Raw genomic sequence first — 18,381 nt, 5'->3', positions numbered from 1 at the left:
ACTAGACGCATAAGTAAGGATTCTGCCACCCGGAACTATTTTGATAGGCCGCTTGCAGCATTTCAGGGTGCTCCCAACTGATACCTGGATCCTGGTCAATTACTTTATTTTCTACTAGGCCTGTTTTACGATTGATTTGTGAGAGCCGGACATATACCGGGTGACTGGACTGATAAGGCGTCGTTTTAAGGTTGATTTCCCCTCGTGGACCGAGGCAGGTGATCGCTGCCAGCACACTAGCCAATGAATCGCGTGTGATCTTCTTATCTTCATGTCCACGAATCGCTTTTGAAAGACATAAGCCTACTTCGTAACCAAGCATGCTATACACTATCGGTTTCTCGTCATAGTTACTCTCATAAGCCTGTATAAAATCCTGATTAGCGCCTGTTTCTAATGTGTAGGTCCAGGTTATAGCACTGGTTAGATTTGTCACGAATAGATCGCTTGTTTCCAAGCACTCATCCGTCATAAACGGAGCCACACTTAATGCGGTGCGAGAGGATATCTTACTTTCCTGATAATAGCAGAGAAACTGCTCTCCTTCTTTTCCCGATAACATGGCGTGGGTGTGGTTTGGCATCAACATTTGTAATTGATTGATGAGAAGCAGGGTGTTTGGCATGGAAGTCATTCCATTTATAAAATTAAGCTTGACGTGGCTAGCTCCAGCCGCATGTAAGCCATAACGATAACATTCGTGCATATTATATCCTGCCTCATAATACGATAGGCTTACACATGGATCTGCGCCGTATTCCCGTTGCGCCCATTTCCCCATCACCCACTCGCTTTTCCAAAGATCGAGACTCGTATAAAAGAGATAATCTGACCGGAATTGATACGTAGGAACAAAACCACCTAAATTGGCTATCGCGACGGGTATACGGTATTTATTGATGATTTCTAAGCAGTTTTGAGTAACCTTGGTACCTATCACACCAATGATCATATCGACTTGATCGAATAAAGCCAGCTTATTTAGTGCATTTTCGACAAAGGACTGACCGCCGGTTTGAATAAACTCCTCAATGATTTCGATACGGCAGTTTGGTGTCCTTTGCGCCAACGCAAGCATAACACCTTGCTTGAAATCATTGCGAAGATTTTTGAATACCCCTGAATAGGGTATTAAGAATCCTATTTTTAACTTTTGCATATCAAAGGTAGAAGGGGGGATTATTCTCTCGAAGGAAATACACCTTGCAGTGCAATTACAAAATGGAGTACTTGATAAGGCTGCATGATGCTGAATGGTATATTGCCACCTGCTTGACCTACTGCTACATTACCTCCACCAGTTGCTGATACTCCACTCAGATCTACTAAGGTACCTGCATTTGCCTGATCTATAAAGCCATTTAATGACGCGGCATTATTAGGGTCATAAGGTGCGGCCAATACGCTACCAGATGTGGCTACATGTGTTTGTGCTTGGTTCGTGGAAACACCAACGGAAACGCTCCCGGGAGTTGGCGTGAACGTTGCTTGATGTGTGTGCATTGGCATTTGCGCGTATGTTAAGGTAATGGTTTCTGTACCTGCCCTTTGTCCAAGTATATAGTTGGACCCACTTGGATTTTGGCCTTGGCCGATCACTACGCGCCCTTGCAAGTCCGGTAATGCAAAGGTAGTCGTACCGTTGCCTCCATAAATGGTTCCAAGCAGTGCAAACAGTGCGGAGTTTGAACTGATAGCCAAAAGCTGTCCTTGACAAAATGCCCAACCTTTAGGGGCAAAATCAGGTGCCCATATCATTATTTCACTTAAAAGAGGTTCTGCTGCCATAATTTTTGAGTTTAGTATGTGTTACGTATATTGACTGCTATTGTGGATATGAAGTATTTCACACAATTTCCACAACGACACAAAATGAACACAAATTTTGCTCACTTTGTATCCCTCCTTTGGGGGGTATCGCATGTGTGGAGATTAAGGGTTGTGCGCTGTGGCTAAGAGGAGGAGCTAGCGTAGCCTTGGATATACTTGTTATTTAGTATCGGAGCTGATACAAGGCATAGTTTATTAAACAAAGCTTCTTACACTTGAACTATTTAAATTTTCGGCTGATCAATGCATGTCTACTATTGACCTCTAGCTTTTGATAGATATTTTTAATATGATATTTAACGGTCTCTACAGCAATATCCAAACGCAGTGCGACTTCCTTATTAGTCAGTCCTTCCTCAATAGCACTTACGATTTGCTCTTCTCTCGGTGTAAGTTTTTCTTTTGGATCAGGCGTCACCCTGGGGTTGAAATACTCCACCACCAGTCGTGCAATACCTGGCGACATCGGTGCTCCCCCATCGCAAAGTGAAATAACAGACTCTTTGATTTTTTGTAAAGGCGTTTGCTTTAAGAGGTAACCGGAAGCGCCATTGCACAAGGCTTGAAAAACCCTTTTTGCGTCATCATAAACAGTCAGCATAATTACCTGACATTTTGGTGCTCTCTTTTTTATGCGGGAAATCCCTTTAATTCCGGATTCTCCAGGCAGCCCGATATCTGACAAAACCACATCGAGATAAGTATTGTCTGTCCACTGACTCATAAAGTCTTCTACCGAGCCCGCCGCTAAAAGACAAGAAAAACCTTGCTGTTCTTTGAAAAAATTTAACAGGGCTGTACGAATATGCTCGTCATCCTCAATTATCCCTAAACGTATCATGCGTTAAAACTATTTATTATTTTTGGTTCTACATCCCCCTCAATGGGGGTGCATGCATTAGTTTTGAACTACATAAGTATTATATGCACCTGAAAATATTGATTCTCTTCAACAATAGACAACTGTGCATTCATTTTAGCAGCGCGCTCCTTCATATTTTGGAGTCCGCGTCCACCTTGGTGATTTACAAATAATTCCTTAGGATTTGAACAGGTATTTTTAATCGACAAGTGTATAGTATTGTCGATAATCAGCTCGATGATTGCTTCTGAACCATCGCCATACTTGATCACGTTGGTCACAGCCTCTTTAAAAATAAGAAAAAGGTTCTGCCTTACAATTTGAGACAAGCCGTTTGAGGCGTAAGCTCCCCGAATCTCAAACTTATACTGAAAATCTACCTCCTCCTGAAGTTTATACAGGTAGTCTTTCATACGGATAACCAGGTCTTTTAGTGTATCAAAACGCGAATCGATCGACCAAACCATGTCGCTCATGGTAGATAAGGCTTGCCTACTAGTATCTGCGATTTGTTGCAATTGCTTATTTTCTCCACTCCACCCGTTTATTTTGCTGTTCAGCGAATCGGCTTGGTAATAAATGCGTGTTAAAGAACTTCCCACCTCATCATGAAGATCGCTGGCGATGCTAATTCGTAAACGACGTTCTTTGATTTGTATATATTCACGATATTTAAAGATTGCCCAAATAATGATCGCGAAAAGCAATACGAGCAGGCATTTAAACCAAATTGTTTGATAAAAGGTGGGATTCACTTGAAGTGGCACGATTAGGCTAGCGTTAGTCCACCGCCCATCCGGCAGACGAGAAGCAAGGTGCAGCTGATAACTGCCGGGCGGCGTTTCAACGAAGGTAATTTCCTGCCGACGCCCCAAAGGCAGCCAATCCAAGTGTCCATCCAATCGATAAAAAAACTGTAGCTCTTTGGCCAGCTCACTCACCCCGCCAAAGCCAATCGTAAAATAGCGCGTTCCAGCTTCTATTATAAGCCTTTTATTTTGTTTATACGGGAAGGTGTAATGCCGTTCCAATCCCTGGCCTGCTCGCTCGGTAGTAAAGCTGGTAATATTTAGGGGAGTGGTTTTCGTTAATCTTCTTACTTGCGGAACACGAGGCGCCTCCGCATTAAAATAAAGCAAACCATTGATGGTTCCCAAGTAAAAGGTATTGCCCTGCTGAAAAGCAGCCGCCTGATTAAATTCATTTGCTGGCAATCGATCCAGTCGAGAGTAATTAGCAATTTGCTTTGTCTGTTTGTCAATCATACTTAAACCATTATGGGTGGCTACCGCGACATGGTCTGCCTTGGTTAATATACTATACACAATATCATCAGCCAAGCCATCTTCATTGGTGATTTTCTGCCGTACCGCGCCATTCCCGTCTAATATCCAAACGCCTTCTCCGTGTGTTCCTATCCAAAACGTATCATCTACCGGCGTAATACAATACACTGCGTTTCCCAAGGCATTTGTTTGCAAGCTGTTAGTTTGGCAATCCCAGATAAATAGCCCTTCGGGCGTACCAATCCATAATTTTTTTCCAACGGGTGTTACATGTAATATCTTTAATCGTGCAAGTTTAGGGTGTTTCACTACCCGGTATGTTTTTGAATAAGGATTAACCATATATAAGCCTGCATAAGTGCCTACCCATACAGAATCATGCGAAACACGCGTCAACGTTGTCATGGCTTCAACTGGCAGTTTTTCGCTTTTTGCCGCCAAACTAAGCCTAATAGATGAAAGTCGTTTTTTTTTTCGATCGAACCAAAGCAAGCCACTTCCTTCTGTTCCTAATAATAAGGTGTCTTTACTCCATGGAAGTATCCGATAAACAAACTGCCCACCGAGTGTTTCCTTTTCTCCGGTCCGCTCGTTTATGGCAATAAATCGATCTTTGTACGATCCGACATAGAGCGTGCCGTCACTGTGCTTATAGATGCTTCGTATACTATTGATTGACGTACCATTGCTAAGGAGCGTATGAAATCGATGATTAGTGGGCAATAACTCTAAGACATGATTGTTAAGCGACATCAACAAGCTATTACCTAAATTTTTAAACCATACGATATGATCATCTTTTAGGTTGTCGGGGTAGGTCATTTCTTGCTTGCTTACATGGTTGGTCGGAAAGTTATATGTAAACAGCTGTTCTTTACCGATACTTGCTTTATTCGTGAATATCAAGATGTGATCATTATTGAAAGGTGCCATATATACGGTACCGTCCTTACCAACCTGATTCCTTTCCAATGCCGGAATTTGGTCAAAAGTTCCGTTTTGAGTATCAAAAAGATACAAACCACGATCTTTAATGTTTAACAAGCATTTTCCCGAGGGATGAAAGTGCACTTGTTCAATCTCTGTATTATTCAATTCAGGTAAGCCAAAGTATGTCGGAGGTGATAAATAACCCTCCCGGATTCGGAGACGGATCATTTTCCCTGCTTTCGTGGATACCCAAAGTTCTCCGGCATAAGGTTCTGAGATGGAAACGATAGAAGGCTTGTTGAAATGGTTTGGATAATCCCGATTGATATCAAGCAGAAGTTTCAGGCTATCACCGTTGACCTGATAGAGTCTACCATCAAACGACCCTGCATATATATTGCCGTTGCGCCCTTGCCCAATACACTCTATATCCGGTTTATGAACATATTGGTCTAATTCCGGGTTTTTTACAAAATTCATTTCCCAACTTCGCAAATCGAAGCGTACGAGGCCATTTTCAGTTCCGATCCAAAGGTTGTTTTGCCTGTCGGGAAAAAGGGTCTTAATTCTACTGTTCGGAATAGCGGGTTTACTTTTATTATTCAGGAAGATAGTTTCGTTTCCGTCGTATCGACATAATCCACCGCTAGTAGCCATCCACAGAAGCCCCGCACTGTCTCTTATAACATCCGTAATAACTTGGCTCTGCAAATTTTCGGGAAACTTGGCATCTCGAAAGATAAATCCCTCTTCTTGGGAGTACACGTACAACATAGGTGTAAGCAAAACAATAAGCAAGAAAGGTTTTCTAATATACATGAATAGGTAGAATGGAACACATCCATCTGATCTGGTGCGAAACTTTAATTATAAATTAAGCGAAATATTGTCCATCTTTTTTATTCATTCTGTTCATTTTTTTACATATAAAAATTGGGTAAAAAGTGTTCTCCAAAGTCTTTCTCCAAACGAATCGATAGAAGAACAGTTTTTTTATTTTCTTTTATACTTTCCTGCGTTTATATTTGTCGGCATCGAATGACCAACAATGAAACGAATTATAAGCATTTTCACTTTCTTTTCACTAACATTATCCTTTAATAACCAGCTGTTTGCTCAATCGCAAAACACCTATCAAAACCCGCTGCCGGTTGCATTTGGTGACCCTTACGTACTGCACGTATCGGGCGACAAATATTATATGTACGGCACGGGTGGAGTTGCAAAAAATGGATTTGCTGCTTATTCTTCGACCGACCTTGTGAATTGGAAAGATGAGGGCCAAGTATTTTATGCCGGTAACCCAAATGGTTGGAGCGATTCTACCGCGGCTTGGAACGGAGCCTATTGGGCACCGGAAGTATATGCGCATAACGGCAAGTTCTACCTATTTTACTCCGCTCAATGGAGCGATAACCCTGGCAAGGAGGTTGAAAATTTTCGCATTGGAGTAGCTGTGGCGGATAAGCCTACGGGGCCATTTGTTGACTTAACCGATAAACCAATTTTTGATCCTGGATACCCTATTATCGATGCGAATGTACTTTTTGATGACAGCGGTAAGATTTATCTTTATTATTCCCGCTGCTGTTATAAGCATCCCGTGGAAAGCGAAGTAGCTACCTGGGCTAAGAAAAAGGGATGGTTTGATACAATAGAGGAAAGTTGGGTGTATGGTGTTGAGTTGAAACCTGATTTCAGCGGCGTTATAGGCGAGCCCGTCTTATTATTAAGACCTCCTGTAGAAATGAGCGATAAACAAGCGGAGTGGGAAAGTCGTTCGGTTACGTCAAAGGAAGTTAATCGCCGGTGGACAGAGGGCTCCGCTATTTTTAAGAAGGGAGACACTTATTATATGATGTACTCGGCCAATTACTTTGGGGGTAAGAATTATGCCGTAGGATACGCGACTTCCAAAAGTCCGCTCGGCCCATTTACCAAAGCGGCTAATAACCCTGTATTGCAGAAGAACAGCGAACGTGGTGGTGTGGTAACAGGAACCGGTCATAATAGTGTGACCTACTCGCCAGACGGAAAGGAAATGTTCTGCGTGTATCACGCGCGGACCTTATCAACGGGTGAAGAACGTGTTGTTTTTATTGATAGAATGAAGATAACAGAAGACGGGAAATTGATAGTAGAGGGACCGACTACGACACCTCAACTAGTTCCAAGCAGATAAAAAAAGGAACCTCCTGCACAGTGGGTTCCCTTTACTTTCAATCAGGAAACGTTGGCTCAGTCTAACGTGCCGAGTTGTTTAAGATCGAAATCATCATTAATCACTTCGCCGTCGGGTTTTACCAAGACAAATCTGGGTAGCTCAGAAAGATATAGGGTATTGATTAAGTCCTGTTGTGCTTCGTTTCTCATTCTATAACTATATTTAAAATCCAGGCCTTCCGTATTCTCTTTCCACTTACTGAATTGGCTTTCCATTGAAATCGGCAATATATCAATTCCTCTTTTCTCCAAAACTGGCACTTCTTGTTCCAATTGCTTAACCGCCTTGGCGGACGCTTGATCTGCACTATTCCAAAATGACAGCAGCAAATATTTACGATCCTTAAAAGAATCCCATGGAATTTCTGAAAGCTGTGCATCGGTTGCGACTACCTGTTTTTGAAGATCTAACCGTTGTATTTTCGTTTGCACCTTTTCGAGTCGTTTGGCAAAGTCTAGGCCATACTTGCTCTGCTTTACCTCAATTGGCGCCTGTTCTAACAGATTCCCGTATGCTTTTGCGTATTGACGCTGTTTTCCCGCCCGTGATAACAAATAAAATGAGCTGATTAATGGCTGTTGTTTTTTGATGAAATCTTCAGTAATTGAAGCAGGACTTTTCGAAAGTTCTTTCTTACCCGAAACTTTGGTGACGCCTGCCCCGCCAAGGCTGTAACTTTCTGTCTGTCCTTCTTCTTCCGCTTCAAGTTCGGCAAGTACAGTATGCCATTTATTTAATAACTCTTGTTCTTTTCCACCACCTTGAATCGAAAAGGCAGTTTTGCTTATGGAGCCTGGGTGATTAAAGGGCCGTTGTACAAGCTTCAGATCTGTAGAAGCGGATGCTAAAACCGGGATGGAGGCTTCCCAAACTAACCCACTGGTACCGCGTTTTGTGGACTTTCCTTCTATTTTTATAAAGTAAATTTCGTTAAGATTAGCGGTATCCAGCTTGAGTTTGAATTTCCCGTTCTCAATAGGGACGGATATAACGGAGTCCTTCTCATTGTCCTTGAACAAAGAAACTTTTTTTATTTCGGAATTCGCTGTTTCGCTAATAATCGATAGCGCGCCTTTCTCGGGTGTATAAAGATATTTTTGCTTTTTAGTGTCCGTCTGTTTATTTTGTTCGCGATGTTGGCATGACGATATAGTCAGTAAAAAGCCAATCACAATAACGTAAGGGCTCGATCTAAAGAATTTCATATGCTAATATACCAACATGTAATCATATTGTTTGTGTACTTGCGAAAATTGTAAACATCCATTTAATATTTATATAAGTTTGCACGGGTATCTAATTACGATAACTAAGTTATGATTCAAAAAGAAGACACCGAAATATTTTATCCAATGGATTTGACAGCCTGGCGGGCATGGTTGGAGAAAAACCATCAATCAAAATCATCCGTCTGGCTCGTTCTTTATAATAAATCTTCAGGCAAACCTTCCATTTCCTGGAGTGAGGCGGTAGACGTTGCTTTGTGCTTTGGATGGATAGATAGTAAAAAGATAAAAATAGACCCTGAAAGATCCCATCAGTTTTTCAGCAAGCGAAAAGCTAAAAGCACATGGTCAAAAATCAACAAAGATAAAGTGGAGAGATTGATAGCAAGCGGCTTAATGACACAAGCTGGTTTGGAGTGTATTGAAAAGGCGAAACAGAATGGGTCCTGGACGATTTTAGATGAAGTGGAAGCACTTAAAATTCCGGCGGATTTAGAAGCTGCATTTATGATTCATACCGGGGCAAAATCATTTTTCGAAGGGCTGAGCAAGTCCGCAAGAAAGGCAATGTTACAGTGGTTGGTTCTAGCCAAGCGGCCTGAAACAAGACAGGAACGAGTACACCAGATTGCTGCACTCGCTTCAAAAGGAATGAAACCGAAACCGTTTTAACTTGTACTTACTCGGCATACCTATCAAAATCATTCCGAAATTAATTCCACATCCTTTTGCAAATAACGCACAAAACACTGATAAAAATTAGTGAAAAATAGAGACATATTGTGCAATTCGATTCCGCTTGTTTGTTTTTATTTGCCTACGGAGTGAGGGGTTTCTTGCAAGTTTATTAAAAACCAATTATGTCCTATAGAACCGGATTGGGGCCTCTTCTAAAATTACGGACAAACGAAGGTGTTCATGAACTGCACCGGTAGCGTATAAAGTACGATTATTTCACCATTATAATGTCCAAATTATGAAAAAGATTACGATCAATTTATGTTATCTATGTCTCTTGCTCTTGTACGCTTGTGAAAAAAACGTTAAGATGCAGCCAAACCCTGAAACAATGGATATGATGAGTTTTATTATAGATAGCACTTTTACTAATCCCATAATACCACGAGGCGCCGATCCATGGGTGACGCACAAACATGGCTTTTACTACTTTACATACACGCAGGGGGGCAAATTAGTCTTGTATAAAACAAAAAACATGTCTGAGTTGGCATTGGCGAGCGCCCACGATGCGTGGATACCCGAACAAGGTATGCCATATTCCAAAAATCTATGGGCGCCGGAATTACACTACCTTGATAATAAATGGTATATGTATTTTGCTGCAGACAATGGGCAGAATGCAAATCATCGAATGTATGTCGTAGAAAATGCGGCAGCAGATCCTACGACCGGAGAGTGGGTGCTCAAGGGAAAGGTGGCCGACCCTTCCAACGAGTGGGCCATTGATGGTACCGTACTTGAATATAAAGGGCAACGCTATATGTTATGGTCGGGTGGAAACGCCGGTGCTGCTCCGCAACGTATCTATATTGCAAAGATGAGCAATCCATGGACTATCAGTAGCGAAAAGGTGGCTATCTCTAGTCCGATACATCCTTGGGAAATGAATGGTAGTGCGATTAACGAAGGTCCCCAGGTATTAATAAGTCCGAGTGGTCGCGTACACGTGGTATATTCAGCAAGTGGTTATTGGGTTGACACCTATTGCTTAGGTTTACTAAGCCTGAACATAGATGGAGATCCAATGAATCCCGATGACTGGGTAAAAACACCGCAACCCGTTTTTTCTATGAATGCCGAAAGCGGCGCTTATGGCCCCGGCCACAATGGTTTTTTCAAATCGCCGGACGATAGCGAAGACTGGATTATTTATCATGCACGGAGCTTACCTGGAGGTGGAGATGGAAACGGTCGGAATGCCCGCATTCAGCAATTTACTTGGAATGCAGATGGAACCCCCAACTTCGGTATACCCGTTAAGATTGGTGTACCTATTGCAAAACCTTCTGGCGAACCCATTCGAAAAGTATATCGTACTGATAACTGGTCTATTGCAAGCTTTAGTTCTGAGGAGACTGTCAATAATCGTTTGGCTAGTAAATTGATTGATAATGACGTAAATTCGTACTGGATAACGCGATACTCATCCAATCCAACAAACTATCCCGATCATTGGATTACCGTTGATATGGGGGAATCCCTAACAGTGGATGGCTTTATGCTCGCGCAGAAAAGCGGTGATCGAAAAGTTAAAGAAATAGAAATTTTAATAAGCGACGACAACAGTTCGTGGGAAAGTCTGGGAACTTTTGAATTGGCTAATGTAAATTTGGTTAAACAATACTTAAATATAGATGTAAGGCGTACCTGTAGGTACTTTAAGTTAGTCCCGTTGGCTGGTTATGATAGTCAGCAGCAACCCGGACTTGCAGAAGCGGGTGCCTACATTAAAGGAGAGTAAAAATTTAAGTCACCTGAATTAATCGGGTTGAAAAAAAATGAAACTATATTGTAAGTTTATATGTCTTTTCTGTCTGCTATTATTGGCAGGCAATTTGGGTGGTCAAGAAAAACCTAATATCATTATTATTCTTACAGATGACATGGGATTCAGCGACATAGGCACTTTTGGAGGCCAGTTTGTTCCCACCCCCCATTTGGATCAACTGGCTAAAGAAGGCACTAAATATACGCAGTATTATAGCGCCGCTCCTATTTGCAGCCCTTCTCGTACCAGTATCCTGACGGGTATGTTCCCTGCTGAATGGAATTTCACGACCTTCCTGAATGATCGGCGAAGCAATGCGCGTGCAGAGCAAGCAAACTATTTGAATGTAAACGCCCCCTCATTGGCAAAAGTATTAAAAGCAGCGGGATACGCCACCGGGCATTTTGGAAAGTGGCATATGGGCGGTGGCCGCGATATTAAAAATGCACCGGGCTTTAAGAAATATGGTTTTGACGAGCACGCCAGCACGTACGAAAGTCCGGATCCTGACCCTGCCCTAACTGCAAGGGACTGGATCTGGTCTGATGAGGACAGCATCAAACGTTGGGACCGAACGGCTTACTTTGTAGATAAAACGCTTGATTTCCTCCGTCGGCATAAGGGTGTACCTTGTTTCGTGAACCTTTGGCCGGATGACATGCACACGCCATGGGTACCGGAAGAAAATCGTCGGCAATCGGGTAAATTCCCAATGAATCCGGACGAAGAGAAGGCTTTTAAACTGGTATTAGCTGAATTTGACAAACAAATGGGCAGGTTGTTTGACGGCTTAGAGAAACTGGGTTTAGCTGAAAATACGCTGATCATTTTCACCAGTGATAATGGTCCGCTACCGAGCTTTAAGGGCAGCAGGGCGGGCGGCTTGCGGGGCACGAAACTCTCACTCTACGAAGGTGGTATTCGTATGCCTTTTATCGTGCGATGGCCAGGCCATACACCTGCGGGTCAGACGGACAGTGTGTCGGTCTTGAATTCAAGCGACTTGTTTCCCACCTTGGCACATATTGCCGCTGCTCCACTACCACCTAATTACAAAGGAGATGGCGAGGATAGAATGAAGGTATTCTTAGGAAAGCCCTCCTCAAGAGAAAAAGATATGTATTGGGAATATGGGCGAAATGATTATGCTTTTAACTATCCCAAAGGAAGAGACCGGAGTCCGAACTTAGCGATCCGGTCGGGTAAGTGGAAACTGTTAGTTGACTACCAAGCTGATAATGTAGAATTATATAATATCGTGGATGATAAATATGAAACTAACAATGTTGCCGCATCGCATTCGGATATCGTAGCTGACTTAAAAACGAAGCTTATTACTTGGCGGGCTTATTTACCTGAATTAACGGCCGACCGCGCTAATCCTTAACATGAATACGGTTGCTCGATTTTGACGCAAGTCAATGTTTTTAAAAGTTATTTAATGCAACTTTGGCTTGTAATTCACGGTGATGTCTGACATGCTAAAGGACCTTATACAACGAAAAACACAACTTGAAGAAAAGCAGGTTCTCGAGATACTGAGGTATTTCAAGCCACTTGTCGCCAAAAAAAACGAATTATTACTTGCAGAGGGTGCTGTAGCAGATAAGCTGTTTTTTATTGAAAAGGGATGTCTGCGGCTCTATTACAATAATGATAACCACGGCGTATCGACAAGGTTTATGGCTTTTGAGCATACTTTTTTAACGTCAATTGTTAGTTTTATTTCAAGAACACCGGCACCTGAATATATACAGGCTGTAGAAACTTCGGAATTATTCGTGATCTCCTACCATGATTTTTTTCGATTGCGGACGACGATCCCGGCATGGGACAAAATGTACATTTATATCCTAGAATACGGCCTCACCGTTATTACGTCGAAGCTTAGCGGATTACTTACGCAGAGCGCAACAGAACGTTATCGCAACTTACTAAAAAATAACCCGGAACTTGTACAGCGGTTATCAAATGCAAACTTAGCGGCTTATTTGAATATATCACCCGAAACACTCAGTAGGTTAAAATCAAATTTATAACAGTAGAATCAAAGCGGCATACCCGTTTCAAAAACAAAATTGGTAAGTAAATAAGCAAATCAGTCATGAGAAGTGATGAAGTAAAAAAAGGATACCATAGAACGCCACACCGGTCTTTATTTAGAGCCACCGGATTAAAGGATGAAGATTTCGAGAAGCCCTTTATCGGTGTAGCCAACTCATTCATAGAGATTATTCCCGGACACTTTTTTTTGAACAAGGTGGCGAACATCATTAAGGAGGAGATTCGTGCAAACGGATGCATCCCTTTTGAATTCAACACCATTGGAATTGACGATGGCATTGCTATGGGACATGACGGTATGCTGTATTCGCTTCCGAGTAGAGAATTAATTGCCAGTTCAATAGAAAGTGTAATGAACGCACACAAATTGGACGCCATGATTGCTATACCAAATTGTGATAAGATAGTACCTGGTATGATCATGGGTGCACTACGTGTAAACGTACCTACCATTTTTGTGAGTGGAGGTCCCATGGCAAAAGGTTATAAAAAAGATGGTACTCCCATCGATCTCGCATCTGCATTTGAGGCAGTGGGCAAGCACGAGGCTGGGGTTATTAGCGAGGAACAACTTCGGGATATCGAATGTAATGCCTGTCCAAGTGCGGGCAGCTGCTCGGGTATGTTTACGGCTAATTCTATGAACACCTTGATGGAGGCAATGGGCATAGCCCTACCGGGTAACGGAACTATCCTTGCCCAAACAGTCGAACGGGAGACACTTTATAGAAAAGCGGCTCGACGCATCTGTGAGATTGCAAAAGAAGAGACAGCACGTAAAAAATTTACCCTGAAAAATATATTGAACGAAAACGCCGTTCGAAATGCCTTTGCTGTTGATATGGCAATGGGTGGTAGTTCCAATACTGTTTTACATATGCTTGCTATTGCAAATGAGGCAGGTTTAGATTTTCAACTGAAAGATATTAACGCAATTTCACGGAATGTTTCGCACATTGCTAAAATCTCGCCAAGCCTAACGAATGTTCATATGGAAGACATTAATCGGGCAGGTGGCGTTAGTGCTGTGATGAAAGAGATGACCAAAAGGAGTAATAATATTCTTATAGACAATTTAACAATCAGCGGCGAAAACCTTTTACAACTTATAGTAGGAGCCGAAATTAAGGACAAAAATATTATACGTACCATCGATAACCCATACAGTGAAGTGGGTGGCTTAGCAATTCTGTATGGAAATCTGGCCGAACAAGGTGCCGTTATCAAAACCGCAGGACTTACGGGTTCTAGGGTATTTACCGGCAAAGCCGTTTGTTTTAATGGTCAACAGGAAGCCGTCGATGGCATAATCGGCGGAAAAGTTAAAGAGGGTGATGTGGTAGTTATCCGTTACGAAGGTCCAAAAGGTGGTCCTGGAATGCAAGAAATGCTGACGCCCACAAGCTTGATTATGGGCATGGGTTTGGGAAGCTCTGTTGCACTAATAACAGATGGTAGATTTAGCGGAGCAACTAGAGGTGCCTCCATTGGACACGTATCTCCCGAAGCGGCTGAGGGTGGTATGATTGGTTTAATCGAAGACGGAGATGAAATTCATATCGATGTAGACAATTACATTTTATTGGTTAAGTTAAGTGATGAGGAAATTGGGAAGAGAAAAGCGAATTTTGTGCCCCTCAAAAAAAAGCTGCAATCGCGATGGCTTAGCCAATACAGGGCTTTAGTAACAAATGCCAGCAATGGGGCTGTCTTAAAGACGGATCTATAGTAGCGACTGCCGCCTTATTGCCTAGAAGTTTCTCAGGTTATCTTACTCTTCACATGCAACGGTAACAAAAATGCAATTCAGGCCTCTTTAAGAGAGGCCTTCACCCCCCTCTCCTCTTGTTGTTACAGCCTGCGTTTACGCACACGTGTGCGCAAACTACGCAATCGATTGATCTCGAAACCAATTTGTTTTTTTATATAGGCTTGAATATGTTTGCTCACGCAGTAACCAATTTGACCACAATAAACTAGGAAAAATCGTGAACTCGTCTTTACCGTAAGGACGAAGTATTCGACTGAATGATTGTGTGTATTACTAAATTATGAAGAACTATGAGAGAGCGTTAAACTTATTCTTGTAGGCGGACGTCACGCCAAACAAAGCAACAAAATTATTAACAAAAACCCTTAAACTATGCTATATGATTAGTACCGGATTCCTATTGCCTAAAAAAAGGCACATTTCAATCAATCTTTTATATGTTTTCCTTGTTTCATTTTGCACGGCAGGAAGCAGCATATCCATTCATGCACATGCAAGTAAGCGACTATCGACGTTTTTTCGTCAAACAAGTATATATGGCACAGTCACCGATGAACGTGGCGCCCCCATAGAGGGAGTAACAATTTCTGTAAAAGGAACAACAATAGCCGCTAAAACCAATAGTGAGGGAAGATACCAATTAAACGTGCCCCCTAAGGCTGTTTTGATTTTTAGCAATTTGGGCTTTGAGACACAAGAACTCAACTTCGCAGGAGAACGTGAACTTAATGTAGTATTAAAAGATATGATCAGCGATCTTGAAGAAGTTGTTATTGTTGGATATGGAACTCAGAAGAAAGTAAATCTTACGGGGGCGGTTAGTTCGGTTAACGCCAAGGAACTGACGAATATTGCACCGGCAAATCTGTCTAATACACTAGCCGGTCGCGCCCCAGGTGTAAACGTCACTAATACATCCGGGCTCTCAGGCGCTACTTCTCAAATTCGAATTAGGGGTAGTTTTGGCGAACCGCTTTATGTTATTGATGGTGTTGTGCGAGACAAAGCCGCTTTTGACGCATTGGAGGCATCTGAAGTAGACCAAATGAGCTTTTTGAAAGACGCTGCAACGGCCTCTATCTACGGATCGAGAGCTGGAAATGGAGTTGTGCTGGTAACAACCCGAAAAGGAATTGAGCAAAAACCTACCTTTAATTTTCAATCTAATTATACAACGTCCAGCCCAACCATGCCACTGCTATCTGACCTCACAACAGCAACGGATGAATTAATTTACCAAAATCGGGTGGCGGAATTTAACGGAACACCTCCACCTAACGGACAAGAAGAATTCGACTATTTTAAGGATAAAAGCTACAATGTACACGACATGATCTGGCGAAATCCAACGAGTCATCGCCAAGCGTTGAGCGTTAGCGGAGGATCCGAGAAGATAACCTACTATTCATTACTAAGCTATCGCGGCGAGAACGGATCGTATAAAACGGTAGATCATGGTAAATTTAATCTTCGCAGTAATGTCTCGGCTAAAATCAGTGAAAGTATCTCTGTTGATTTGAATCTCTCTGCGTACCAACAAAATCTAGATCGCTTTTATTGGCCTTTTACCGGCGATGATGACTTTGATGTGTCCGATTTATATCGGGTAACCTTCAACTGGCCAAAAACTTATCCTTTCTACGTCGAAGCAGATGGGACACCAGCCAATTATGTAACTCCCTATCCTATCCAAACGCCAATGGGGAGTTGGCAGGCTTGGAGCGTGATCGATCAGGTCGTAGGTGATCGCTATATCAAGACCCGACAACGTCAATTCAATCCGATACTAGCGGTTAACATTAAGCTGGATAAATTTATTCCGGGCCTCTCTACAAAAGTGGTAGGAAGCTATCTGGGTGAAGACTACATGCGAAAAAAATATTTAACGTTCCAAAAGAACTATGTCTTCAATCAAGCAGATCCGGATGGTAATCGCTTTTTGCCCGGGCCTCCTGACCCGAATAAGACAAACACTTTTACCTTCAGCCAAAATCAGCCCTTTATGAGCTATGAACTAACGAACGATTGGAGCTATCAGTTCAACTGGTTTGCAAATTATACGCGGACCTTCAATAAACACAGTGTAGATGCATTATTTGTTTTTGAGCAGGCTGAGAATGGCGGTTATGCATCCTATGCAAGAGCCGAAAATCCGCTAACTTCATTAGATCAGATGTTTGCTTATCCTACCGATAGGCAATTCCGCGAAGCGAACGGGTGGGAAGAAATAGGCGCCCGGCAATCATACATAGGAAGAGTAAACTATAATTTTGACAGTCGATATATCGCTGAGTTTTCTTTCCGTTACGACGGGAATACCTTATTCCCTGAAAATAAGCGTTGGGGCTTCTTCCCATCAGTCTCGGCCGCGTGGCGTCTGTCAGAAGAGGGCTTCTTCAAGAAGTTCACCAATGCTTTTAATGAACTGAAGATTAGAGGTTCTTACGGAACCACTGGGAACGACTTAGACGTTAATAATGAAAAGATAAATCCTTTTTCTTATGTAGCAAGGTACGTTAATTCCGGCGGGTATATGTTCGGCGATCGCTTTTACGGAGCCATCGCACCAGGGGCGACGCCTAATCCCAATCTAACCTGGGCGACCTCTACGAGTTATAATATCGGTTTGGATGCGGCAGGTTTTAATAATCGCTTAAGCGGAACGCTCGATCTATTTTTAAGGAAAGAAACGGACATTCTTGGCTCTCGTTTAGTGACTTTACCTGATAATTATGGGCAGGCGCTGGCACCGGAAAATTACGCAGCTAGATCCTGGAGAGGCGGTGAAATCACCTTACAATGGAACGATAATGCGGCCAATAATGAGGTGAACTATTCCATTATGGCAAATGCGGGTTATGCAAAAGACCGCTGGGATATTTTTGACGAAAGTGCGGCTTATGGACCTGGTGGCTATCGGCACTTTGAATCCCGCATTGGACAACCCGCCGAAAGGATTATCGGTCTAAAGGCACTGGGAATTATAAGAACCCAAGAACAACTGGATGAATTACTCGCACAAGGCTTTAAACAATTTGGACGTGATCCCTATTTAGGTGGTTTATACTTCGAGGATGTACGGGGCGATGGGTACGCTCCGGGACCTGACGGAAAAATAGACGGTAATGATAATCAGCTACTCTCAACAAATGCGGCTCCCAGGATTAACTATGGTTTTGGCTTCAACATCGCTTATAAGAACTTCTCTTTACAAGCGCATTTTCAGGGCGTGCTCAATTACGATCGAATTATCAGCAACCAAGAAGGAGCAGGTATGAGGCAGCACGGAGGTACTGTAAGACCTTATTATCCTGTATGGGCATCTGACAAGGTATGGACACCGGAAAATCCAGATGGTGAATATCCTCGCCCAATTGGGCAGAATTGGTATGAATCCGGAACAGGTGCGTCTTCTTTCTGGATCCGAAATGGGGGCTATCTCCGTTTGAGAACACTTAATGTGGGATATAACCTGCCGAAATCTTGGGTATCGGCACTAAAGCTGGAAAACGCGCAATTATACTTTAACGGAACCAACTTATTTGTGCTGTCAGATATGAAGGAGTTTCAAGATCCCGAGCAAAAAAATTACGACTCCTATCCTATTATGAAGACCTTCACTTTTGGTTTGGATGTCAGGTTTTAACGAGGCAAATAATACGGTAACAAATAGAAACAA

Annotated in this window: 12 protein-coding genes; 7 read left to right on the top strand and 5 right to left on the bottom strand. The window is 42.5% G+C overall.

What is annotated here, in order from left to right; all coding sequences use genetic code 11:
• Position 1: 1 nt before the first annotated feature.
• The 4 genes from M1D52_RS09075 to M1D52_RS09060 all read right to left on the bottom strand — a co-directional run bounded on the left by M1D52_RS09075 (position 2) and on the right by M1D52_RS09060 (position 5,727).
• Positions 2-1,159, bottom strand: coding sequence for an ABC transporter substrate-binding protein (locus tag M1D52_RS09075; RefSeq protein WP_437392274.1), 1,158 nt, complete (start codon positions 1,157-1,159; stop codon positions 2-4).
• A gap of 20 nt (positions 1,160-1,179) precedes the next feature.
• A complete protein-coding gene (locus tag M1D52_RS09070) occupies positions 1,180-1,788 on the bottom strand; it encodes a phage tail protein (RefSeq protein ID WP_437392272.1) in 609 nt (202 codons plus the stop codon).
• A gap of 262 nt (positions 1,789-2,050) precedes the next feature.
• Positions 2,051-2,671, bottom strand: a complete 621-nt coding sequence (locus M1D52_RS09065; RefSeq protein WP_130858378.1) for a response regulator transcription factor — start codon at positions 2,669-2,671, stop codon at positions 2,051-2,053.
• 68 nt (positions 2,672-2,739) lie between these two features.
• Positions 2,740-5,727: a ligand-binding sensor domain-containing protein gene (locus M1D52_RS09060; protein ID WP_437392270.1), complete on the bottom strand. Its 2,988-nt coding sequence runs from the start codon at positions 5,725-5,727 to the stop codon at positions 2,740-2,742.
• 229 nt (positions 5,728-5,956) lie between these two features.
• Here M1D52_RS09060 and M1D52_RS09055 point away from each other — a divergent pair, with 229 nt between their 5' ends.
• On the top strand, positions 5,957-7,090 hold the full coding sequence (locus M1D52_RS09055) for a glycoside hydrolase family 43 protein (protein ID WP_130858380.1): 1,134 nt from the start codon (positions 5,957-5,959) through the stop codon (positions 7,088-7,090).
• A 56-nt stretch (positions 7,091-7,146) separates the two neighbouring features.
• Here the strand turns inward: M1D52_RS09055 and M1D52_RS09050 are convergent, their stop codons facing one another.
• Positions 7,147-8,337, bottom strand: coding sequence for a thioredoxin family protein (locus M1D52_RS09050; protein WP_437392268.1), 1,191 nt, complete (start codon positions 8,335-8,337; stop codon positions 7,147-7,149).
• 111 nt (positions 8,338-8,448) lie between these two features.
• Here M1D52_RS09050 and M1D52_RS09045 point away from each other — a divergent pair, with 111 nt between their 5' ends.
• The 6 genes from M1D52_RS09045 to M1D52_RS09020 all read left to right on the top strand — a co-directional run bounded on the left by M1D52_RS09045 (position 8,449) and on the right by M1D52_RS09020 (position 18,348).
• Positions 8,449-9,030, top strand: a complete 582-nt coding sequence (locus M1D52_RS09045; protein WP_130858382.1) for a YdeI/OmpD-associated family protein — start codon at positions 8,449-8,451, stop codon at positions 9,028-9,030.
• Positions 9,031-9,334: 304 nt separating this feature from the next.
• The gene (locus M1D52_RS09040; RefSeq protein WP_437392267.1) at positions 9,335-10,840 is read left to right on the top strand and encodes a family 43 glycosylhydrolase; all 1,506 of its coding nucleotides are present in this window, start codon (positions 9,335-9,337) and stop codon (positions 10,838-10,840) included.
• Between the two features lie 37 nt (positions 10,841-10,877).
• On the top strand, positions 10,878-12,254 hold the full coding sequence (locus tag M1D52_RS09035) for a sulfatase-like hydrolase/transferase (protein ID WP_437392265.1): 1,377 nt from the start codon (positions 10,878-10,880) through the stop codon (positions 12,252-12,254).
• A gap of 82 nt (positions 12,255-12,336) precedes the next feature.
• Entirely contained in the window at positions 12,337-12,906 is a 570-nt protein-coding gene (locus tag M1D52_RS09030) for a Crp/Fnr family transcriptional regulator (RefSeq protein ID WP_377610819.1), read from the top strand.
• 65 nt (positions 12,907-12,971) lie between these two features.
• Positions 12,972-14,660: a dihydroxy-acid dehydratase gene (gene ilvD / locus M1D52_RS09025; RefSeq protein ID WP_437392263.1), complete on the top strand. Its 1,689-nt coding sequence runs from the start codon at positions 12,972-12,974 to the stop codon at positions 14,658-14,660.
• A gap of 421 nt (positions 14,661-15,081) precedes the next feature.
• The gene (locus M1D52_RS09020; RefSeq protein ID WP_437392262.1) at positions 15,082-18,348 is read left to right on the top strand and encodes a SusC/RagA family TonB-linked outer membrane protein; all 3,267 of its coding nucleotides are present in this window, start codon (positions 15,082-15,084) and stop codon (positions 18,346-18,348) included.
• Positions 18,349-18,381 lie beyond the last annotated feature (33 nt).

The sequence above is a fragment of the Olivibacter sp. SA151 genome (genome assembly GCF_054130995.1).
The sequence above is the reverse complement of the archived record's forward strand: the minus strand, read 5'-3'. Positions and strand labels throughout refer to the sequence as shown.